The organism is Pantoea sp. GM_Pan_4, assembly GCF_026541005.1.
Taxonomy (GTDB): Bacteria; Pseudomonadota; Gammaproteobacteria; order Enterobacterales; family Enterobacteriaceae; genus Pantoea; species Pantoea dispersa.
Window position 1 is genome coordinate 531,955 of the sequence record NZ_JALNUZ010000001.1, and the last position, 21,140, is coordinate 553,094.

General features: G+C 59.1%; 20 protein-coding genes. 8 read left to right on the forward strand and 12 right to left on the reverse strand.

What is annotated here, in order from left to right; translation table 11 throughout:
* The first annotated feature begins 23 nt into the window (after positions 1-23).
* The 4 genes from hxpB (at position 24) to OXR61_RS02575 (ending at position 3,641) form a co-directional block, all read left to right on the forward strand.
* Positions 24-692 (forward strand): hexitol phosphatase HxpB, encoded by a 669-nt coding sequence (hxpB, locus tag OXR61_RS02560; protein WP_021506255.1) that lies wholly within the window; start codon positions 24-26, stop codon positions 690-692.
* Positions 693-893: 201 nt separating this feature from the next.
* On the forward strand, positions 894-1,481 hold the full coding sequence (locus OXR61_RS02565) for a metal-dependent hydrolase (protein WP_021506256.1): 588 nt from the start codon (positions 894-896) through the stop codon (positions 1,479-1,481).
* A 186-nt stretch (positions 1,482-1,667) separates the two neighbouring features.
* Positions 1,668-3,059, forward strand: a complete 1,392-nt coding sequence (locus tag OXR61_RS02570; RefSeq protein ID WP_021506257.1) for an L-cystine transporter — start codon at positions 1,668-1,670, stop codon at positions 3,057-3,059.
* Positions 3,060-3,254: 195 nt separating this feature from the next.
* A complete protein-coding gene (locus tag OXR61_RS02575; RefSeq protein WP_031279187.1) occupies positions 3,255-3,641 on the forward strand; it encodes a DUF6515 family protein in 387 nt (128 codons plus the stop codon).
* Between the two features lie 54 nt (positions 3,642-3,695).
* On the opposite strand, the gene osmE is transcribed toward OXR61_RS02575, so the two are convergent.
* Positions 3,696-4,031 carry an osmotically-inducible lipoprotein OsmE gene (gene osmE / locus OXR61_RS02580; RefSeq protein ID WP_021506259.1) on the reverse strand — a complete coding sequence of 112 codons (336 nt, stop codon included), beginning with the start codon at positions 4,029-4,031 and terminating at the stop codon, positions 3,696-3,698.
* Positions 4,032-4,223: 192 nt separating this feature from the next.
* On the opposite strand from osmE, the gene OXR61_RS02585 reads away from it, so the two are divergent.
* The 3 genes from OXR61_RS02585 (at position 4,224) to cho (ending at position 7,330) form a co-directional block, all read left to right on the forward strand.
* The gene (locus tag OXR61_RS02585; RefSeq protein WP_021506260.1) at positions 4,224-5,414 is read left to right on the forward strand and encodes a multidrug effflux MFS transporter; all 1,191 of its coding nucleotides are present in this window, start codon (positions 4,224-4,226) and stop codon (positions 5,412-5,414) included.
* 116 nt (positions 5,415-5,530) lie between these two features.
* A complete protein-coding gene (gene nadE / locus OXR61_RS02590) occupies positions 5,531-6,358 on the forward strand; it encodes an ammonia-dependent NAD(+) synthetase (protein WP_021506261.1) in 828 nt (275 codons plus the stop codon).
* 111 nt (positions 6,359-6,469) lie between these two features.
* Entirely contained in the window at positions 6,470-7,330 is an 861-nt protein-coding gene (gene cho, locus OXR61_RS02595; protein WP_021506262.1) for an excinuclease Cho, read from the forward strand.
* 78 nt (positions 7,331-7,408) lie between these two features.
* Here cho and spy read toward each other — a convergent pair whose 3' ends face one another.
* From spy to OXR61_RS02625, 6 genes are all read right to left on the reverse strand, one after another.
* On the reverse strand, positions 7,409-7,903 hold the full coding sequence (spy, locus tag OXR61_RS02600; protein ID WP_021506263.1) for an ATP-independent periplasmic protein-refolding chaperone Spy: 495 nt from the start codon (positions 7,901-7,903) through the stop codon (positions 7,409-7,411).
* A 334-nt stretch (positions 7,904-8,237) separates the two neighbouring features.
* Positions 8,238-9,233, reverse strand: coding sequence for a succinylglutamate desuccinylase (astE, locus tag OXR61_RS02605; protein WP_021506264.1), 996 nt, complete (start codon positions 9,231-9,233; stop codon positions 8,238-8,240).
* 45 nt (positions 9,234-9,278) lie between these two features.
* A complete protein-coding gene (astB, locus tag OXR61_RS02610) occupies positions 9,279-10,607 on the reverse strand; it encodes an N-succinylarginine dihydrolase (RefSeq protein WP_021506265.1) in 1,329 nt (442 codons plus the stop codon).
* Complete coding sequence (astD, locus tag OXR61_RS02615; protein ID WP_021506266.1) at positions 10,604-12,073, reverse strand: succinylglutamate-semialdehyde dehydrogenase; 1,470 nt, start codon at positions 12,071-12,073, stop codon at positions 10,604-10,606. Before astD ends, astB begins: the two co-directional genes overlap by 4 nt.
* Positions 12,070-13,101 (reverse strand): arginine N-succinyltransferase, encoded by a 1,032-nt coding sequence (gene astA / locus OXR61_RS02620; protein ID WP_267410707.1) that lies wholly within the window; start codon positions 13,099-13,101, stop codon positions 12,070-12,072. The genes astD and astA overlap by 4 nt, the downstream gene beginning before the upstream one ends.
* On the reverse strand, positions 13,098-14,318 hold the full coding sequence (locus tag OXR61_RS02625) for an aspartate aminotransferase family protein (RefSeq protein ID WP_021506268.1): 1,221 nt from the start codon (positions 14,316-14,318) through the stop codon (positions 13,098-13,100). Before OXR61_RS02625 ends, astA begins: the two co-directional genes overlap by 4 nt.
* Before the next feature lie 870 nt (positions 14,319-15,188).
* Between OXR61_RS02625 and OXR61_RS02630 the strand changes: the two genes are divergently transcribed.
* Complete coding sequence (locus OXR61_RS02630) at positions 15,189-16,277, forward strand: porin (protein ID WP_031279188.1); 1,089 nt, start codon at positions 15,189-15,191, stop codon at positions 16,275-16,277.
* Between the two features lie 93 nt (positions 16,278-16,370).
* Here the strand turns inward: OXR61_RS02630 and OXR61_RS02635 are convergent, their stop codons facing one another.
* The 5 genes from OXR61_RS02635 to cheR all read right to left on the reverse strand — a co-directional run bounded on the left by OXR61_RS02635 (position 16,371) and on the right by cheR (position 21,038).
* Positions 16,371-17,816 carry a YchO/YchP family invasin gene (locus OXR61_RS02635; RefSeq protein WP_267410709.1) on the reverse strand — a complete coding sequence of 482 codons (1,446 nt, stop codon included), beginning with the start codon at positions 17,814-17,816 and terminating at the stop codon, positions 16,371-16,373.
* Positions 17,817-18,036: 220 nt separating this feature from the next.
* Positions 18,037-18,678 carry a protein phosphatase CheZ gene (gene cheZ / locus OXR61_RS02640; protein ID WP_021506271.1) on the reverse strand — a complete coding sequence of 214 codons (642 nt, stop codon included), beginning with the start codon at positions 18,676-18,678 and terminating at the stop codon, positions 18,037-18,039.
* Positions 18,679-18,687: 9 nt separating this feature from the next.
* The gene (gene cheY, locus OXR61_RS02645) at positions 18,688-19,077 is read right to left on the reverse strand and encodes a chemotaxis response regulator CheY (RefSeq protein ID WP_021506272.1); all 390 of its coding nucleotides are present in this window, start codon (positions 19,075-19,077) and stop codon (positions 18,688-18,690) included.
* A gap of 39 nt (positions 19,078-19,116) precedes the next feature.
* Positions 19,117-20,166, reverse strand: a complete 1,050-nt coding sequence (locus tag OXR61_RS02650; protein WP_021506273.1) for a chemotaxis response regulator protein-glutamate methylesterase — start codon at positions 20,164-20,166, stop codon at positions 19,117-19,119.
* On the reverse strand, positions 20,163-21,038 hold the full coding sequence (gene cheR / locus OXR61_RS02655; RefSeq protein ID WP_031279190.1) for a protein-glutamate O-methyltransferase CheR: 876 nt from the start codon (positions 21,036-21,038) through the stop codon (positions 20,163-20,165). Before cheR ends, OXR61_RS02650 begins: the two co-directional genes overlap by 4 nt.
* Positions 21,039-21,140: the final 102 nt, after the last annotated feature.

Here is a 21,140-nt window from a genome sequence, read left to right on the forward strand (position 1 = left end):
CAAACTGTCAATGGAGCTGTTGTATGACCTATCGTCGCCCTGTGCTGGCCGCTATTTTTGATATGGATGGCTTACTGATTGATTCTGAACCGCTATGGGATCGCGCTGAGCTGGAGGTGTTTGCCAGCCTGAATGTGGATATTAGCCGCCGCCACGAGTTGCCGGATACGCTTGGCCTGCGCATCGATCAAACCGTACGCATGTGGTACGAAGCGCTGCCGTGGAACGGACCGGATCAGGCCGAAGTCACTCAGCGTATTATTGCCCGTGCGCTGGCGCTGGTCGAAGAGACCCGGCCGCTGTTGCCCGGCGTAGAGCAGGCGCTGCAGATGTGTCAGCAACAGGGCCTGGGGATTGCGCTGGCCTCGGCGTCCCCGCTGGCGATGCTGGAACGCGTGCTGGAGATGTTCAACCTGCGTCACTACTTTAGCGCCCTCGCCTCGGCTGAAGCGCTGCCTTACAGCAAACCGCATCCGCAGGTGTATCTGGATGCTGCGGCAAAGCTGGGGGTTGATCCGCTCAACTGCGTGGCGCTGGAAGACTCGTTCAACGGCATGATCGCCAGCAAAGCTGCGCGTATGCGTTCCATCGTGGTGCCTGCCGCCGAACATCGCCACGATGCGCGCTGGGCACTGGCCAATGTGCAACTGGAAAACCTGACGCAGCTGCAGGCGGGACATCTGTTTAACTGATCGCTGTGCATCGCGCGTTACGCCTGGCTGAGGTTTCGCCCGGTTGCCAGGCGCAAAAGTAAGCCAGACCGTTAATTTCCCGCGCTTTTTTCAGGCGCGGGTCAGCAAAAAATTCACTCTTCGTTACAGCGTCACCGTTCTCATTTACTGGATAAATCCCTATACTGGATGCATCGACAGTTTTTGCAGCCAGGTTCCATCATGACGGCCGAAGGCCATATCATTTTTGCCATCGCCAGTGCGATATTTGCCAAACGCGCCGAACTGACGCCGGTGATGGCCAGTGCCGACTGGTGGCATCTGGTGCCGGCTGCGCTGCTGACCTGCCTGCTGCCGGATATCGATCACCCTAAATCGGTGCTGGGCCAGCGGCTAAAGTGGCTGTCGCAGCCAATAGCCCGCGCTTTTGGCCATCGCGGCTTTACCCATAGCCTGCTGGCGGTGGCGGTCAGCCTGTGGCTGTTTCAGATTAACGTGCCGGCCGACTGGTTCCTGCCAGCGGATGTCCTGCAGGGCATGACGCTCGGCTATCTGAGCCACATTGTCGCCGATATGCTGACGCCCGCCGGCGTGCCGCTGCTGTGGCCGTGCCGCTGGCGCTTTCGCCTGCCTATCCTCAACAGCCAGCAAGGCAACCAGCTGGAGCGCGCGCTGTGCCTCGCCCTGGTGGGTTATGCGCTGTGGTTTCCGCCGGGTATGCCGTCGTTTGGCGCTAACGGCTGGCCGGAGCAGCTGTTCAACAATCTGCAGAACGGCATTGGCCGGCTGGTGAACGGCAGTACGCGCTGATGTATTTTTCCTTCTGCCAGCGATTGCTGAAATAATCGCCTTAAATTCCATTTAGTTATAACCCAGACGATTTAGATATATTGTTCCCGCAGGGCCAACTGGTACCATGCCGCGACAGTTACAGAGGATCCCTCTGCTATTTTCGGTTACGCGGCGCGATCGCGTGGCGACCTTCAGGAGTTAACAATGAATATTCCTCTGATCATCAATATCGTGGCATTTGTCGCGCTGCTGATTGCGTTAAACCGCGTCGGCAACCAGAGCTGGAGCCTGTCGAAGCGAGTGCTGACCGGCCTGGTGCTGGGGGTGATCTTTGGCCTGGCACTGCAGGCCATTTATGGCGAAAACAGCCCGGTGGTGAAAGAGTCGATTGGCTGGTTCAACATCGTCGGCAACGGCTATGTTCAGCTGCTGCAGATGATTGTCATGCCACTGGTGTTTGCCTCAATCCTCAGTGCCGTGGCGCGGCTGCATAACGCCTCGTCGCTGGGCAAAATCAGCGTGCTGACCATCGGCGTGCTGCTGTTTACCACCGCCATTTCCGCGCTGGTGGGCGTGCTGGTGACCGGCCTGTTCCACCTCAGCGCCGAGGGACTGGTACAGGGCGCGCAGGAAACCGCGCGTCTGAGCGCCATCCAGAGCAACTACGTTGGTAAAGTCGCGGATCTGAGTACGCCGCAGCTGCTGCTCTCCTTTATCCCGAAAAACCCGTTTGCCGATCTGGCCGGTGCCAATCCAACGTCGATCATCAGCGTAGTGATTTTCGCCGCTTTCCTCGGCGTGGCGGCGCTGCAGCTGCTGAAAGATGACAAAGCCAAAGGCGAGCGCGTGCTGGTGGCGATTGATACCCTGCAATCCTGGGTGATGAAGCTGGTCCGTCTGATCATGAAGCTGACGCCGTACGGCGTGCTGGCGCTGATGACCAAAGTGGTTGCCGGTTCCAACCTGCAGGACATCATCAAGCTGGGCGGCTTTGTGGTGGCCTCGTATCTCGGCCTCGCGATCATGTTTGGCGTTCACGCGCTGCTGCTGTCAATCAACGGTATCAACCCGCTGCGCTTCTTCCGTAAAGTCTGGCCGGTGATTACCTTTGCCTTCACCAGCCGTTCCAGTGCCGCCAGTATTCCGCTGAACGTGGAGACGCAGACGCGTCGTCTGGGCGTACCGGAATCCATCGCCAGCTTCTCGGCCTCGTTTGGCGCGACCATCGGCCAGAACGGCTGTGCCGGCCTCTATCCCACCATGCTGGCGGTGATGGTAGCGCCGACCGTGGGTATCAACCCGTTTGACCCGGTATGGATCGCCACGCTGGTCGGTATTGTCACGCTGAGCTCAGCCGGTGTGGCGGGCGTCGGTGGCGGCGCGACCTTTGCCGCGCTGATCGTCCTGCCGGCGATGGGACTGCCGGTCACGCTGGTGGCATTGCTGATCTCCATCGAACCGCTGATTGATATGGGCCGTACCGCGCTCAACGTTAACGGCTCGATGACCGCCGGTTCACTGACCAGCCGCTGGCTGGGTATGACCGACAAAAAAGTGCTGGAGAGCGACGAACACGCGGAACTGGCGCACCGCTAATTAACCCGTTTTCCCGTAACGGCAGGCCGCAAAGCCTGCCGTTTTTTTTGCCGTTTTCTGCACTTTTTCCGCAATCATGGCGCTAACGTCAGGAAAGCGTTAAGCGTGGTAAACGAAGGCAAAATCGACGGTTTTTTGCTTGAGTTTGCGCGCTGAAAGGCGAATGCTGCGGGGAGTTACCGCAGGAGAACCCTCATGAGAAACGTTATCGCCTCAATGCTGGCGTTAACCCTGATAGCGCCAACCGTAAGTTTTGCTCATCCGTATGGCTGGGGTCCGGGCCCTGGCCCGCACTGGGGTGGTCCGGGACCCCGCTGGGGCCATCCCGGACCGCTGCGTTTTCTGCCGGAGGCCGCGACCGCCGTGCTGATTGGCGGACTGACCTACTACCTGCTGAACGGTAGCTACTACCAGCGGCAGGGCGACACCTACGTGGTGGTCCAGCCACCGGATGGCCCACCGGCCAGCGCCATGCGTGTTCTGGATTACAATGGCAAACGCTATTACGTGCAGGATGGTCACTACTATCAGCGCGAGATCAGCGGCAGCTACATTGAGGTGCCGCGGCCGTATGGGCTGTAAGCGCACAAAGAAAAACGGCCCGTCTGAGACGGGCCGTTTGTTATTCTGCTGCCGTTACTGCGCGGCTTGCGGATCGGTATCGTAATCCTTACAGCTCTGGAAGCCGTAGTTCATGACGCGACCGGTGTCGTTATAGCTCACAAAGTAAGTTTGCTGTTTGCCATCACGCTCACCAATCACGTAGGTCTGGCAGGTACCCCGTGCGTGAACCATGGTGATCTCGGTTGACGCCGGTCCGGCAATCTGGCGCACCTGTTCACGCGTCATGCCTTTTTTCACATCCTTCACCACAGGCTTAGTCACGTAGCTTTCCGCACGATCGTAAGTTGTACAACCAGACAGGGCTGCCAGCGTCATAGCGGCAGCGATACATCCCAGCACTTTATTCATCTTGTTGTTCCTCATACTTTGTCCATGTCCCACTAAGCCTGGAACATAATTCCAGATTTATCAACTCAATGGCGGTGCTTTCGGTCAGTTCTGAAGCGTCAGGATTACGTAAAGATGCTGTGTTGCCGTCACCGGCTCCGTATAATCGCGGCGCAAGATACATCTTAAAGCCAAAAATAACACAGAGGATCAATGACACCTGCACACCCTAACCGGCTGGTTTATGCCATTACGCTCGGCCTGCTCGCCGCGCTCGGTCCGCTTTGTATCGATCTCTATCTGCCTGCCCTGCCTGAACTGGCGCGCGACCTCGGTAGCGAAACTGCCACCGCCCAGCTAAGTCTGACCGCCGGTCTGCTGGGGCTGGGCGCCGGACAGCTGCTGTTTGGTCCGATGAGCGATAAGTTTGGTCGTATTCGTCCGCTGCTGCTGTCGCTGGCGCTGCTGTTCATCGCCTCGATTGGCTGTGCGCTGGCCAAGGATATTCACGCTCTGCTGGTGGCGCGCCTGTTTGAAGGGCTGGCCGGTGCCGGCGGCGCGGTGCTGTCGCGTGCCATTGCCCGCGATATGTATAGCGGCCATGAGCTGACGCGCTTTTTTGCCCTGCTGATGCTGGTGAATGGCCTGGCGCCGATTGGTGCGCCGGTGCTGGGCGGTGCGCTGATGACAGTGCTGAACTGGCGCGGCATCTTTGTAGTGCTGGCCGCGATTGCCGTGCTGCTGATTCTGCTGGCGCGCTGGAAGCTGCGCGAAACCCTGCCGGCCGAACGCCGTAGCCAGGGATCGATCTTCTCCGCCTGGGCGGCGCTCGGCCAGGTCATCACCCACCGGCCGTTTATGGGCTTCTGCCTGACGCAGGGCTTCATGATGTCCGGCATGTTTGCTTATATCGGCGCCTCGCCGTTTGTACTGCAGCAGATTTACGGCCTGTCACCGCAGGCGTTCAGCTTGTGCTTTGCGGCGAACGGTATTGGCCTGGTGATTGCTTCCCAGACCAGCGCCCGGCTCTGTCCGCTGTGGGGCGAATATCGCGTGCTGAAGGGCGGCCTGACGCTGGCGTTTGTCGCCTCCAGCTGCCTGCTACTGGCCGGCGTGAGCGGCGCGCCGCTGCCGCTGGTGCTGGTGGCGCTGTTCTTCACCATCGCCAGTAACGGCGTGATCGCCACCACCGCGTCATCGTTGGCGATGCAGAGCCAGGGCCATCGCGCCGGCAGTGCCTCGGCGGTGATCGGTGTTGCGATGTTCTCGCTCGGCGCGCTCAGCGTACCGATCACCGGCCTCGGCGGCACCTCGGTCATCAGCATGACGGCCACCATCTTTGGCTGCTTTATGCTGGCCATCGTGATGTTCATGCTGCTGGCGCAGAAACCAAAAAGCGTCTGAATTGCCACAGAAACACCGGACAACAAGCCGTTCGGCTTGTTGTTTTTCTGCGGAGGCGTTAGCTTTAGCACATGATTCGCATTGTGCCGTCAGGCTACCGACTTGAGGAGAGGTTCATGTCACTGCAGCAGGAAATCATTCAGGCCCTGGGTGTTAAACCGGTTATCGACCCGCAGCAGGAGATCCGCGTCAGCGTCGATTTTCTGAAGTCCTATCTGAAAGCCCATCCGTTTATCAAAACCCTGGTGCTCGGCATCAGCGGTGGTCAGGACTCAACGCTGACCGGCAAGCTGGCGCAGACTGCCATTACTGAACTGCGTGAAGAGACCGGCGATCACGACTACAGCTTTATCGCCGTGCGCCTGCCGTATGGCGTGCAGGCTGACGAGCAGGATTGTCAGGATGCGCTGGCATTCATCCAGCCGGATCGCACGCTGGTGGTTAACATCAAAGAAGCGGTACTGGCCAGCGAGCGCGCGCTGCAGGAGGCGGGCATTGCCCTGTCGGATTTTGTGCGCGGTAACGAGAAAGCGCGCGAACGCATGAAAGCCCAGTACAGCATTGCCGGCATGACCAAAGGCGTCGTGGTCGGCACCGATCACGCCGCAGAAGCAGTGACCGGCTTCTTTACCAAGTACGGCGACGGCGGCAGCGACATCAACCCGATTTTCCGCCTCAACAAAGGCCAGGGCAAACAGCTGCTGAAAGCGCTCGGCTGCCCGGAACACCTCTATCTCAAACACCCCACCGCCGATCTGGAGGACGATCGTCCCGGTCTGCAGGATGAAGTGGCGCTGGGCGTGACCTATCAGCAGATTGATGATTTCCTCGAAGGCAAAACCATCGACGCCGACGCGGCGAAAATCATTGAAGGCTGGTACACCAAAACCGAGCATAAACGTCGTCCGCCGATCACCGTGTTCGACGACTTCTGGAAGAAGTAATCCCTGCGGCTTCCCGCTCTCCCGGCGGGAAGCCAGCCTCTTCACGTCCCCGCTGGCGAGAAAACGCGCACGCTGATATACTGTATGCACAACCAGTAAGCGGAGCGTTCTTTGGTCAGACGAGCAAACCGCCATCGCCTCGAATTTGATGCGGCGGCTATCTATCAATATCCCGAACATCTGCGTCAGTGGCTGGAAGGCTTGCCTAATCAGCCAGGCGTTTACACTTTCCACGGTGATAACGACAACCTGCCGCTGTACATCGGCAAGAGTATCAACCTGCGCAGCCGGGTGATGGCCCATTTTCGCACGGCGGATGAAGCCAGCATGCTGCGCCAGGCGCGCCGCGTCAGCTGGATCCCCACCGCCGGAGACGTGGGCGCACAGCTGCTCGAAGCGCAGATGATCAAAACACAGCAGCCGCTGTTCAATAAGCGCCTGCGCAAAAACCGCCAGCTGTGCTCGCTGCAGTTGGGCGATGGCGCACCACTGGTGGTGTACGCGCGCGATCTCGATTTCTCCTCCTCGCCTGACCTGTACGGGTTATTCCGCAGCCGCTTTGCCGCGTTAGAGAAGCTGAAAAGCCTCGCCGATGAGCTGCGCCTGTGTCACGGCCTGCTGGGATTAGAGCGCCTGCAACCGGGGCGCGGCTGTTTCCGCGCGGCGCTTAAACGCTGTGCCGGTGCCTGCTGCGGGGCGGAACCGCTGGCGGCGCATCAGCAGCGCCTGCTGGCAGGGCTGGAGCAGCTGCGCGTGGTGTGCTGGCCGTGGCAGGGCCCGGTGGGTATGGTGGAGCGCGGGACGGAGATGACGCAGATTCACGTCATCGATCACTGGTTCTGGCTGGGTTCGGTCAGCAGTGAGCAGGAAGCGCGTCAGCTGCAGCGTGCGCGTCACGGCTTCGACCATGACGGCTACAAAATTCTCTGCCGGCCGCTGCTGTCCGGCGTTTATCCGCTGATTGAGCTGTAACGCAAAACCGCCGACGCTGCCCAAAGCACAGTGTGCCATGGACAACGTCGGCGGTCTCAAACCGGTGAGCTAAACGGCTTATTCGCCATCAGCCGGCGGTGGCGGCATTTTACCGTCATGCGGGCCTTTTTCTGTCAGACGTTTCTCAAAGTTGGCGTTGTACTGCTTCTTCTGGTCTGGCGTCAGCACGTTATAGATCTTGTTCTGGGTTTCCAGCATCTTCAGCGCATGCTCTTTCGCATTGGCGCTCATTTTGTCTGCCTGCGCTTCTGCTTTGGCACGGTCAAAGGTGTCGGATGCGATGATGCTGTGGTTAGCACGACGCTCTTCCAGCGATGGACGCTTCATGTCTTTATGGCTGTCACGCAGGATGTCGCGAATCTGGGTTTTCTGCGCGTCGGTCAGGTTGAGGTCTTTGAACATCATGTCCATGCCGTGGTGGCGCATCGGCTTGTGCATCGGTTTTTCACTGCCCGCTGGCGGCGGCGTCAGGTTGTCAGCCGCAGCATGGACGATATTGGCGGCGCCGAAAGCCATTGCGGTAGCCAGAAACAGGGAGGTCAGTTTACGCATAATATTGTCCTTACTTTTCAGTTTAATGACGACAGCCTGTGTCGCGTCTTCGGAAACAAGCATACGACGCTGAACGTCAACTACTCAGAGGCTGAGTAAAGCCCTGCAAGCATAAAAGACAGATATCGGGCAATCATGGAGAGATTGCGAAGAAATGCGTGAGGAATTGCAAAAGAGTATGACGATCAAGGGGAAAGCGCAGGAATTAAGGAGGAGTGTAATGGCTTTGTCGGTTTTGCGGAAGGGAAAATGTCGTTAATTTGGGCACGTTCTCTGCTCACCCGTGACCTCTCCCGTCACAGGGAGAGGAGGGACTGCCGGGTAAAGCTTTCGATTACAACTCCAGCGCCTGGGTCTGCTCACTCTCCTCCACCAGCATCAGCCCGGCGCGCAGGCCCGGTGCCACGTTGGGATTGGGGAACAGCACATATTCACGCGCCTGCTGCACGTAATAGCGCCGCTCACCCTCTTCTGCCAGCAGCGTGCCCTGCGGAAAAGCCGTGAAGTTAAGGGTTTCCGGACCCATATGCAGAACAAACTGCTCGCCGTGCCGGGTGATTTGCTGCGCCACACGGTAATGGCGCGGCGTCTCGCGCACCGCCGGCAGCGCCTCACCGTACAGCAGCGCCGCCAGCGCACGCTGCACGCCGCTGAACTGAGTGAGATCGTTCTCGCCAAACGGCAGCGCCTTCCCCAGCTCCAGCGTACAGCTGGCTGCTGCGTAGTGTTCACAGCTGAAGTGGGTGAAGGTGCCGCCCGGCGCACGGTGGAACACCAGCGCTTCCAGTTCGGCCGCTGCCAGCCAGTGTAAAAAATCCGCTGGCCACGGCTGGCTGTTGAGCGGCATCACGCCAAAGCGCGTATGCCACGAACCGCGAATCGCGGTGTGCAAATCGAGATGCCAGCGAATTTCGTGATCGAGGCACTCGCACCAGAAGTTCTCCAGCGCCTGCTCCAGCTGGAGCGCGCGCTGCGCCTCCGGTACGTCGGCCACCTGTTGCCAGCGTCCACCGAACAGCCGGTTAATATCATAATGCTGGTAGCGTTTGCCGCTGCGCAGCGCTGCCGGGTTGCCGAGGATCACCAGCAGGCGCACGGCCAGTGGTTTTTCCCCCTGCAGCAGCGGCGTCAGCAACAGATTGAGGATCTCCACCGGGGCGGTCTCGTTGCCGTGAATCCCGGCGGAGAGAACCAGCGCCTGCTGCGTGGGCGTATGCGGTGTCAGGGATAGTATGCCCTCATCATGCCACTGCCAGTGCAGGTGGCCGTTACTGCCCTGCCGCTGCGCGGGCGGCCTGCCTGACAAGGTTTGCTGTAAAAAGTCCTGCATGTTCACTCCTTTCTGACACAGGGGGCAACACATTTGCCCCCGGCGTTAACGCTGAAACGCGTAGACACTGCCTAAGTCTAGCAGCTGTGTCAGCTCGTCCAGCGCGCTTCGCCCTTCGCTCAGCAGCTGCGGATCGGCCAGATCGGCCTGCGTCAGGCGGTCGCGATAGTGACGATCCACCCAGTCATTCAGACGCGTAAACAGGCGATCGTTCATCAGCACCGCCGGATTGACGGCCTGACGCTCCGCCTCGGTTAACACCACGCGCAGACGCAGGCAGGCCGGTCCGCCGCCGTTGCACATGCTCTCACGCAGATCAAACACCTGCAGCGCGCGAATCGGGCCGCCGCTCTCCACCAGCTCGCTCAGGTAGCGCCACACGCCGGGATGCTGGCGCGACTCTTCCGGCAGCACCAGCCGCATGCCGCCGTCCGGATGCTGCAGCAGCTGGCTGTTAAACAGATAGGTGTTCACCGCATCGGCCACTGACACGCGATCGCGCGGCACCACAACCGGCTGGAAGCCCGGCACCTGAGCCGCCAGCTGTTGCAGCAGCTGGGGCTGGTCGACAAACGCCTCTTCGTGGCAGAAAAACACCTGCTGATTGCTGACGGCGATTACGTCGTTGTGGAACACCCCCTGATCGATCACCGCCGGATTTTGCTGAGCAAACAGCGTGCGCGCGTCATCCAGCTGATGCAGTCTCGCCACCGCCGCGCTGGCTTCACGCGTCTGGCGCGCCGGATAGCGCGCCGGTGCGCTGCCCTGCTGCTGGCCGTCGCGGCCGTAGACAAACAGCTGAACGCCGGGCGCGCCATAGTCAGCGCCGAAGCGGTTATGGTTGGCTGCGCCTTCGTCACCAAACAGCGCCACCTGAGGCAGCGCGTCGTGTACGCTGAAGTGGCGGCCATCGCGGAAGATGGCGCGCAGCAGATCGGCGGTTTCCGGCGCTTCAATCGCCCGGTGGAACTTATTGTTGAGGTTGGCAACGGTCAAATGCACTTTGCCGTCGGCGCTGTCGGCCGATGGCGAAACCGTGGCCGCATTGGCCACCCACATCGCCGACGCCGAACTGGCCGCTGACAGCAGCTGCGGTGCCTGCCGGGCTGCTTTGGCCAGCACCTGCGCATCGCTGCCGCTGAATCCCAGCTGGCGCAGCAGCGGCAGGTTGGGCCGCTCGTGCGGAGGGATAACCCCCTGCACATAGCCCATGTCGGCCAGCGCTTTCATTTTCAGCAGCCCCTGTTTGGCCGCCAGCCGCGGATTGGAGGGCTGCAGCTGATTGCGCGTGGAGGCTTCGTTGCCAAACGACAGGCCAGCGTAGTGGTGCGTCAGGCCGACCAGACCATCAAAGTTTGCTTCAAACGCCTTCATGATGTCGCTCCTGAAGCAGCAAAATCGAGCCCTGGCGACAGGCTGCCCGGCAGCGCTAAGCTGCTGCTCTCCAGCGAGGCCATCGGCCAGGCGCAGTAATCTGCCGCGTACCAGGCGCTGGCACGGTGATTACCGGAAGCGCCTACGCCGCCAAACGGTGCCGAACTGGCGGCGCCGGTCAGCGGTTTATTCCAGTTCACGATGCCGGCGCGCGCTTCCAGCAACAGCTGATCAAACTGGTCACGCTGTGGTGACACCAGCCCGCACGACAATCCGTAGCGCGTGTCGTTGGCGAGGCCAATCGCCTGCGCGTAATGGTCGTAGCGGATGACCTGCAGCAGCGGTCCGAACACCTCTTCGTCAGGCAGTCCGGCGACGCCGGTCATGTCGATGATGCCGGGCGTAATAATCGCGCTGTCGCGATCCGGCCAGCGCATCGCCAGCAGCACCTTGCCACCCAGCTCAACCCGCTGCTGCCAGGCGGCGAAGATCTGCCCGGCGGCGGCGGGCGAAATCACGCTGCCCATAAACGGCTGCGGTTCGGCGTCCCACGCTGCCGGTTTGAGGCGCGCACTCACCTCGACCAGGCGCTGCAGGAAGGCATCGCCCGCCGCACCGCGTTTCACCAGCAAACGACGCGCGCAGGTGCAGCGCTGGCCGGCGGTAATGAACGCCGACTGAATAGCGATATGCACCGCGCCATCAATGTCGGCCGGATCTTCCACAATCAGCGCATTGTTGCCGCCCATCTCCAGCGCCAGCATTTTCTCCGGCTGTCCGGCGAACTGGCGATGCAGGTGATAGCCGGTGGCCGCGCTACCGGTAAACAGCAGGCCGTCAATCTGCTCCGCCTGCGCCAGCGCCTGGCCGGTATCACGTCCGCCCTGTAACAGCGCCAGCGTACCCGCCGGCAGGCCCGCTTCCTGCCACAGCTGCACGGTTTTCTCTGCGGTGGCGGGGGTCAGTTCGCTCGGTTTAAACAACACGCAGTTGCCCGCCAGCAGCGCCGGCACGATATGTCCGTTCGGCAGATGGCCGGGGAAGTTATACGGGCCGAACACCGCCAGCACGCCGTGCGGCCGGTGGCGCAGTGAACTCTCACCTTCGGCCTTTTCGCCGGTGCGGGTGTGATAAGCCTTAATCGAAATGGCCACTTTATTGATCATCGCCTGCACTTCGGTCAGCGCTTCCCAGCGCGGTTTGCCGGTCTCACGTGCGATGATTGCCGCAAGCTCGGTTTTATCCCGCTCCAGCAGACGGGCAAAATCCTCTACCCGCGCCTGGCGGGCAGCAAACGGCAGGCGTGCCCATGCCGGGAACGCCGCGCGTGCCGCCTCACAGGCCGCCGCCACCTGCGCCGCAGAGGCAGCGTTGCCCTGCCATAAGATCTCGCCGCTCACCGGATTGTGTTTACTCAGCGTCTCCGCGCTGCCCGGCTGCCATTCACCGTTGATAAAATGCGTCATGCGTTATTCTCCTCGCGACCCAGGGTAACCACCCGCAGCGAATCGCCATAGTCGCAGCGCAGCGCGGTGCGCTGCTGCTGATTAATCAGAACCTGACCGGATGCGACATCGACCGGCAGCAGCGCCACGCGGAACTGCTCATAGTCGCAGTTCGCCACCAGACACAGCGGCCAGTGCGCCTCAGCTTCGCCTTCGCTGGCGGTCAGCACTTTGCTCTTGCGGATGGCGCGGATGCGGTCGATCTCACACTCCAGCGTCGGGCCGCCGTCAAAGATGTCGATATAGTTGAGATAGCGGAAACCCTCGGCTTCCAGCACCGCGCGCGCCGGCGCGGTTTTCGGGTGGACTTCACCAATCACCTGCTGTGCCGCTTCCGACAGATAGTGGATATACAGCGGATGCTTGGGCATCAGTTCTGCGATAAAAGCTTTTTGCCCGGTGCCGCTGAGAAAATCGGCCTGGCGAAACTCCATGGAGAAGAAACGGCTGCCCACGCTGTCCCAGAACGGCGAATGTCCCTGCTCGTCGCTGACGCCGCGCATCTCCGCGACCACGTGCTTCATGAAGCGCTCGCGGAAATTCGCCATAAACAGAAAGCGCGACTTGGACAGCAGATGGCCATTTTTTCCGTCGCGGTAGTCAGGATCGAGGAACAGCGTGCACAGTTCGCTGCTGCCGGTGTGATCGTTACTCAGCGACAGCGTCGGCAAACTGGCGTAGACGTTCAGCTCTTTCGAGGCGTGCACCTGGGTACCGACGCGGAAGTTGTACCAGGGATCCTGCAAACCTACCGCCACTTCAATGGCGCAGATGCCGACGGCGCGATTGTCACTGCTATCCGCCAGTACAAACACGTAGCCCTGTTCAGCGCGCGGCAGCGCGTCCTGCCAGGTTTGCAGCGAGCGCTCAATGCGCGCCTTCAGCGTCTCGCTGTCGGCGGGCAGCGAGGTCAGACCGCCGCCGGTTTTCCCCGCCAGCGCCAGCAGCTGCGGCAGATCGTCACGTTCGACGGGGCGGATCACCATCATGATGTGGCTCCTTTGAGCACGCGTGCGCAGGCGCGTTCGAAGCGCGCCAGCCCTTCTTTTACTTCACGCTCGCTGATGTTCAGCGCCGGCGCAAAGCGCACCACGCTGGCACCGGCGATCAGTACCATCACGCCCTCTTCCGCCGCCGTCAGGTTGAACTGTTTGGCTTTACCGGCAAAATCGTCATTCAGTACCGCGCCAATCAGCAGCCCCAGGCCGCGAATCTCTTTAAACACCGGCAGCCGCTGGTTGATCTCCTGCAGCGCCGTGACAAACCACTGGTGCCGCTCGGCCACGCCAGCCATAAACTCAGGCTGATTGATCAGCTCAATCACTTTACCGGCCACCGCACCGGCCAGCGGGTTGCCGCCGTAGGTGGTGCCGTGCGTACCGACGCCCATCACCTGCGCCAGATCTTCACGCGTCAGCATCGCACCGATGGGGAAGCCGCCGCCCAGCGCCTTGGCGGTGCTCAGCACATCAGGTGTGACGCCGTAATGCATATAGGCATACAGCGAGCCGGTACGGCCGACGCCGCTCTGCACTTCATCAAAAATCAGCAGCGCCTGATGGCGGTCGCACAGTTCGCGCAGTCCGCGCAGGAACGCAGGATCGGCCGGTAATACACCGCCCTCGCCCTGAATCGGCTCGACGATGACCGCGCAGGTCTGGTCATTAATTAAGGCCGCCGCCGAGGCCAGATCGTTAAAGGTGGCATGCTGAATGGCTGGCGGTAATGGGGCGAAATCGCGCGAATAGGCGGGCTGGCCGCCGGCTGAAACGGTGAACAGGGTGCGGCCGTGGAAGGCATTGGTGAAGGCGACGATACCGTTTTTTTCGGCACCGAAACGGTCGTGCGCCACTTTACGCGCCAGCTTCAGCGCGGCCTCGTTGGCTTCCGCCCCGGAGTTACAGAAGAACACACGGTCGGCAAAGGTGGCATCAATCAGCTGCTTCGCCAGGCGCAGAATCGGTTCGTTGGTGTAGCCGTTGCCGGTGTGCCACAGTTTACCGGCCTGCTCGGTCAGTGCCTGCTGCAGCGCGGGATGGGCATGGCCAAGCGCGTTCACCGCGATGCCACCGGCAAAATCGATGTACTCTTTGCCCTGCTGATCCCACAGCGTAGAACCTTCGGCACGCACCGGCACAAAAGCCGCAGGGGCATAAACCGGCATCATCCATTGATCGAAATCGTGACGTGAAACCTGCAGTGACATAGCCATTTCTCCTGCCTCACTTCGGGTGAAGCTTTTGTTTTAAAATTGTTAAAAGTTGCTGAGTTGCAGCTCGACTATAGAGTGCAGTTAACGTGCCAGCCAGAGGAAAAAATGCATAAATCAGGTTAGACAACGAAATATCAATGATTTACACCCTTTCACTATGCACATTTAATGCATAAAAAGTGAATAACCATCCGATGACAGCGGCACCGTAGTAATTTGTTTAGCAGATTTATGCATTCGCAAAATGAAATATTGCTTTTGTGATCGCACAGCAGATATTTCGCCAAAATGAGGCGTCTGCTGCGCCATTTTGGGGCGCACTGCGCTTAGCGGGTGCAAGTGACAGCCCGGTTCAGGCATCGGCGTGGTGCAGATCGGCCGCTTATAAGTAACAACTGATTAACTTATTTTGGCTACCCTGTGCCAGACTGGCCGGTAATTAAACGTATTAAAGATCGGGATATAATTTAGCCTGAAATAAACCGACACAGTGCGTCAATGCGGATAATTTACGGGGTGACTATCAGCCTGCTTTGATTCATAAGCATTGAACTTTAAGGCATAGGCTTGTGCTATTTAAGGCAATAAAGCGCTATTTTTATTAAGTCATATCCTTCTTAGTTTAATCATTATTTATCAATAAGATAAATATTAATCGTCGATTAAACGCTCACTTAATCATGATAAGTAAAAGCGATTCCCATTTCCGAATAATGGAATTGGCGTATGAAAATCGCACAAATAGCCAATAAGAAATTATTTGTTACAACTATTGCACTACTGATCTTTATCCTTTTGTGTCATTTTCTTGTCACCCCACCAGGGGCTTAAAAAATTAAAAAATAACACAGGGTAAAAATATAAATGATGAAGCGCACTTTACTGGCAGCAGTCATGCCATTGCTGCTGGGATTTTCTGTGGCTCAGGCCGCTGAAATCTATAATAAGGATGGTAACAAGCTGGATCTGGTCGGCAAAATTAACGTGTCGCACCTGTTCTCCGATGACACCACCAATGATGGTGATACCTCATCGTATGTCCGTATCGGTTTTAAGGGCGAAACCAAAATTACCGATCAGCTGACCGGCTACGGTTTCTGGCAATCGCAGTTCAGTCTGCGTAACACGGAAGGTGCCGATGCGCAGGCCGGTAACAAAACCCGCCTCGGCTATGCAGGTCTGAAGTTTGCGCAGTTTGGTTCGATCGACTATGGCCGTAACTATGGTCTGATTTATGACGTGCTGGGCTATACCGATATGCTGCCTTTCTTCGGCGGTGATTCCGGGTATGTCGATGCTTTCCTGTCCGGTCGCTCCACCGGCGTGCTGACCTGGCGTAACAAAGATTTCTTCGGTCTGGTTAAAGGCTGGAACGTCGCAGCGCAGTACGAAGGGAAAAACGAGCGCAGCGACAGCGCGGCAACGCCAAACCTGGCGGTACGCCGCTCTAACGGTGATGGTTTCGCCCTTTCCACCTCGTATGACACCGACTTTGGCCTGAGTGCGGTTGCCGCCTATGCCAGCCTCAATCGCGTCAGCGCGCAAAACCTTGCCACTTACGGCAGAGGTGAGAAAGCCGAACACTGGGAAACCGGGGTGAAATATGATGCTAACCAGCTCTATCTGGCGACCATCTACGGCGAATCCCACAACGCTACGCCAATCGGTAACAGCGGGTTCGCCAACAAAGCGGTGAATTTTGAAGCCGTGGCGCAGTATCAGTTCCTGAACGGTTTCCGTCCGTCGCTGGGCTACGTGAGCTCAAAGGGCAAAAATATTGAAAACGTCGGCGACGCCTGGCTGTTCAAATACGCGTCCGTGGGTGCCACCTACTACTTCAACAAGAACATGTCGGTCTACAGCGAATACCGCATCAACCTGCTGAAAGATGACAACGCGCTGCGCCTGAAAACCGACGATATTACCGCGGTAGGTCTGGTGTACCAGTTCTGATGATGATTTACCCTCATGGCATCCCGGCAAGTGTCGGCTGAGGATGCAGCAAAGGGCAGCTCCGGCTGCCCTTTTTCTCTGGTGCCACGCTGATTATGGTGCCAGCAGGTCGAAGCGGTTTTCGCCCCCCTGCTCCAGCATCACCGGCGGCTGCACCTGCAGCGTAATCCAGTTGGAAGTCACGCGATTTTGCTTGCTGTCCTCCAGCGTCACCGACAGGCGATAACTGTTGTTCGCCTCAGGCGACGCATCCCACGCCGGCATAATGATGCTCCAGCCCTGTGGATCGTTGGGATCGGCTCCCGGCGTCAGGCTCAGCGCCTGCGTATCGCCCTGCCAGCTGACTTTACTGATTGGATGAGCACTGCGGATCTGCAGTTTCAGCGGCAAACTCTCGCCCGCATCGAGCTGCCACGGCGGCGTGGCGAGGAATACCGACAGGGTTTTACGCTGGCGAAACTCCAGCACCGGCGTATTGCTGCGCGTGACCAAATCATAGCGGCTGCCGCGCAGCGAACGCGCGGCGGCGACGTTATCCGGATTGAGCTGCTGACTGAGCGCCACGCCAAAGCGGTAGTTGAGACGTAAGCCGAGCTGATCCTGGCTCTCGCCTTCATTACTGGTTTTGTGGCTGGCCGATACGGTGACCAGCGGCACTGGCGTGTAGGAGACGCCCAGCGTCAGCGCTGAAGGATTGTGGTAGCTGTTGCCGGAATTAAACAGATCGACATTGTTGCCGAGATACTGCTGCCAGCTGACCGACACGCCCAGCTGGCGGTAAAACGGCAGATAGCCCTGGGTGGTGACATCATACCCGCGCGCCAGCCGCTGCTGCTGGAACGGGTTGCGATTGCGCCAGCCGGACAGCGGCGTGTAGTAGTTGGCGGATAAGCGCAGGTAATCGCTCCAGGCCTCGGTGCCCAGCGAAGCGCGCTGCAAGCCGCTGTCGAACAGCCGATCAACGAAGCCGTTATAGCCCAGCAGCCAGCTGCCGGCCACCCAGCGCTGTCCCAGCCCGGCATTGCCCACCAGCCCGTCATCGGTCTGGTGCACGCCCAGCTGGCTGAACGTGAGGTAATTGTAGCGATCGGCCCATGGCGTCAGCAGCGAAGCCCCGCTGCCGCTGAAGTTGCCCTCCATATCGACGTTGAGATCGATCTGTGCCTGGCCATAAGGCGACAGCAGCGACTGCCCTTCATCCGCCACCCGGGTGGCAACCTCATCACGAAAATGGTTAAACGCCCAGATACCGGCCTGCTGACCCAGCGTGGTATCGCTGTCGCTGTCGCTGTTCTGGCTGGCCTCGCCGATGCTTTTGGCAATGCCCGCCAGCTTTTTACTGAACGCCGATGTATCGTCCTGATAGCCCAGCGCCGGTAATCCATCAGCGATTTTCTGGAAACGTGCCGGATCGGCAAACGGTGTTGCGGAGACGTCGCTGTTGCCAGTGAAGGCCTGCGCAGGCGCAACGGCCACCAGTACAGGGGCCCCGAAGGTTACAGCAGCGAAAATTTTGCGGGTCAGAACCAATGGCAGCATAGCAAAAGAGTAGTCGTTTCAGTTTAGAATTTGAAGTAGCTCACAAAACTGTACGAGGTTACCTTAACATATCCTCGCGCCAACGTAGGACTTGTCTTGCTATGTTTCAGAATTTACGCCACCCAAGGGCATGCAGGGCGATCAGACGGGAAAACACGTCGTGCGGTCCCCTCTCCCGGGCGGGAGAGGGTTCGGATGCGGGTTGAACACCCGATCAGCATTAAAAACCTAAACTGTCCAGCAGGTCGTCAACCTGGTCCTGGCTGGAAACCACACCTGGCGCGTTAGCATGGATCTGCGGACCGTTCAGCAGGCTGTTGCCCTCTTTACGTGCCGCCGCATTGGCTTCCGGCATGTTCTCCAGCAGTACCATCAGCAGTTGGCGTTCGATCTCCTGGATCACATCCATCATGCGCTTGATTACCTGACCGGTCAGGTCCTGGAAATCCTGCGCCATCATGATTTCCAGCAGCTGCTTGTTGGTGCACGCCGTGTGAGACGGAACGTCGTCAAGGAACTGGCGCGTATCCGAAACCAACTCGCGTGCATCCGCCAGCTCGATCGGGTTTTCAAACCAGGCATCCCAGCGGCCTTTCAGCTGGGTGGCGCCGGCTTCCATCTGGTCCTGGTGTGGCTGCGCCGCTTCCACACAGTTCAGCGCACGTTCCGCTGCCTGTGCGGTCATCTGCACCACATAATCCAGACGGTCACGCGCGTCCGGAATCGCTTCTGCCGCTTCGGCAATGGCCTGATCCAACCCCAGTTCGCGCAGGCTGTCACGCAGCATACGTGTCAGAGAGCCAATCCGGGCAATAATCTCGTGTGCCGAAGCTTCTTCAGTTGGTTTCGGAAGGTCGCTCATCACATCTCCTTACATACCCAGTTTTTCGAAGATTTTGCCCAACTTCTCTTCCAGCGTGGCGGCGGTGAAAGGCTTCACCACGTAACCGCTGGCACCGGCCTGCGCGGCGGCGATGATGTTCTCTTTCTTGGCTTCGGCGGTCACCATCAGCACCGGCAGTTTGCCCAGCGTGGCGTCGGCACGAATGGTCTGCAGCAGTTCCAGACCGTCCATGTTCGGCATGTTCCAGTCAGAGATAACGAAATCGAAGCCGCCTGCACGCAGTTTGGTCAGGGCGTCGACGCCATCCTCGGCCTCTTCCACGTTATTGAATCCCAGCTCTTTCAGCAGGTTACGGACGATACGACGCATCGTGTTGAAGTCGTCCACTACCAAAAAGCGCATGTTTTTATCAGCCATATCTACTCCTGTGTTGTCTTGTCCGGCAGGACCGGCTCGTTAAATTCGCAATGCCTGTCCGGCGCTAATTTTGGCCAGCATATGCTGGCTGATGTGGCCCAGATCGACCACTTCACTGGTGCCGCCCATCGCTATCGCTTCGCGCGGCATACCAAATACCACACAGCTGGCTTCATCCTGGGCGATGGTCCACGCGCCGGCGCGGTGCATTTCCAGCATCCCGGCCGCGCCGTCGTTGCCCATGCCGGTCAGAATGACCCCCACTGCATTTCGCCCGGCGTTGACCGCAACCGAGCGGAACAGGACGTCCACCGACGGTTTATGGCGGTTCACCGGCGGTCCGTCGTTCAGTTTCACCACGTAGTTGGCACCGCTGCGCGCCAGCTCCATGTGCATCGCGCCCGGCGCGATATAGGCGTGACCGGGCAAAATACGCTCGCCGTCTTCCGCCTCTTTCACGGTGATCTGGCACAGCTTGTTCAGCCGCTCGGCAAACGAGCGGGTAAAACCGGGCGGCATATGCTGCGTAATCAGCAGCGCCGGGCTGGTGGCCGGCAGCGGCTGCAGCACATGGCGAATCGCCTCGGTGCCGCCGGTTGAAGAGCCGATAGCAATCAGCTTTTCACTGCTCAGCAGCGGCCCCGCTTTCAGCATCACCGGCTGCGGCGTGGCGGCACGCGCATGCAGTTTGGCGCGCGCGGCGGCGCGAATCTTGTCGGCGATCATCTGGCTGTAGGCCAGCATGCCTTCACGGATGCCGAGCTGCGGCTTGGTGACGAAATCCACAGCGCCTAACTCCAGCGCACGCAGCGTCACTTCCGATCCTTTACCGGTCAGCGACGAAACCATCACCACCGGCATCGGCCGCAGGCGCATCAGTTTTTCGAGGAAGTCGAGGCCATCCATACGCGGCATTTCGACATCCAGCGTCAGCACCTGCGGGTTGTACTGTTTGATCAAATCCCGCGCTACCAGCGGGTCCGGCGCCGTCGCGACCATCTCCATATCGGGATGGCTGTTGATGATCTCCGTCATCAACTGGCGCATCAGCGCGGAATCATCCACGCACATCACGGTGATTTTGCTCATCGTCTTTCCTTGGTCAGTCCATAGACAGTCTGTCCACGCAGCCAGAACTCTTTACTGATCTGACTGAAGTTTTCCGAATGCCCGGCAAACAGCAGACCGCCCGGCTTCAGCAGGGGAACAAAACGGCGCAGGATTTGTTCCTGCGTCTCTTTATCGAAATAGATCATCACGTTACGACAGAAAATCGCGTCGAACGGCCCCGGCAACGCCCAGTCGTGCGCCAGTAAATTGAGCTGCGCATAGTTCACCATGTTGGCCAGCTCGCTGCGCACGCGCACCATGCCGGCGTGCGGACCGGTGCCGCGCAGGAAGAAGCGCTGCAGCTGCGACTGCGATAAGGTGCGCAGCTCCTCCTGGCGATAAACGCCCGCTACCGCTTTCTCCAGCACCTGCGTATCAATATCACTGGCGTGGACAGAAAATTTCCCCGGTCCGGTGCCCAGCGTTTCCGCCAGCGTCATGGCAATCGAGTACGGCTCTTCACCGGTTGAAGCGGCGGTGCTCCACACGCTGTAGTTGCCGCTGCGTTTGCGCGCATGCTCTGCCAGAATCGGGAAGTGGTGCGCCTCACGGAAAAATGAGGTCAGGTTGGTGGTCAGTGCGTTAATAAACGCCTGCCACTCGGCACTGTTCGGGTCCTGCTCCAGCAGCGCCAGATAGCGACCAAAATCATCAATATTCAGCATGCGCAGCCGACGTACCAGACGGTTGTAAACCATCTCGCGTTTGTGGTCGGCCAGCACGATGCCCGCACGCTGATAGATCAGCTGGCTGATACGACGAAAATGTGTATCGGAAAGCGGCAGGCGCTGCACCATTTGTGAGAGCAGCGTCGTGGCTTCATTTTGATCCAATAACGTCGATTTCTTCATTTCGGGTCACCCGGCAACAAACTGATTAAATTGTGATACTGCGGTTGCTACTGTGCTGCCAGTGCACACCATTCACACGGGCCGCCCTGCGGCGGCCACAAG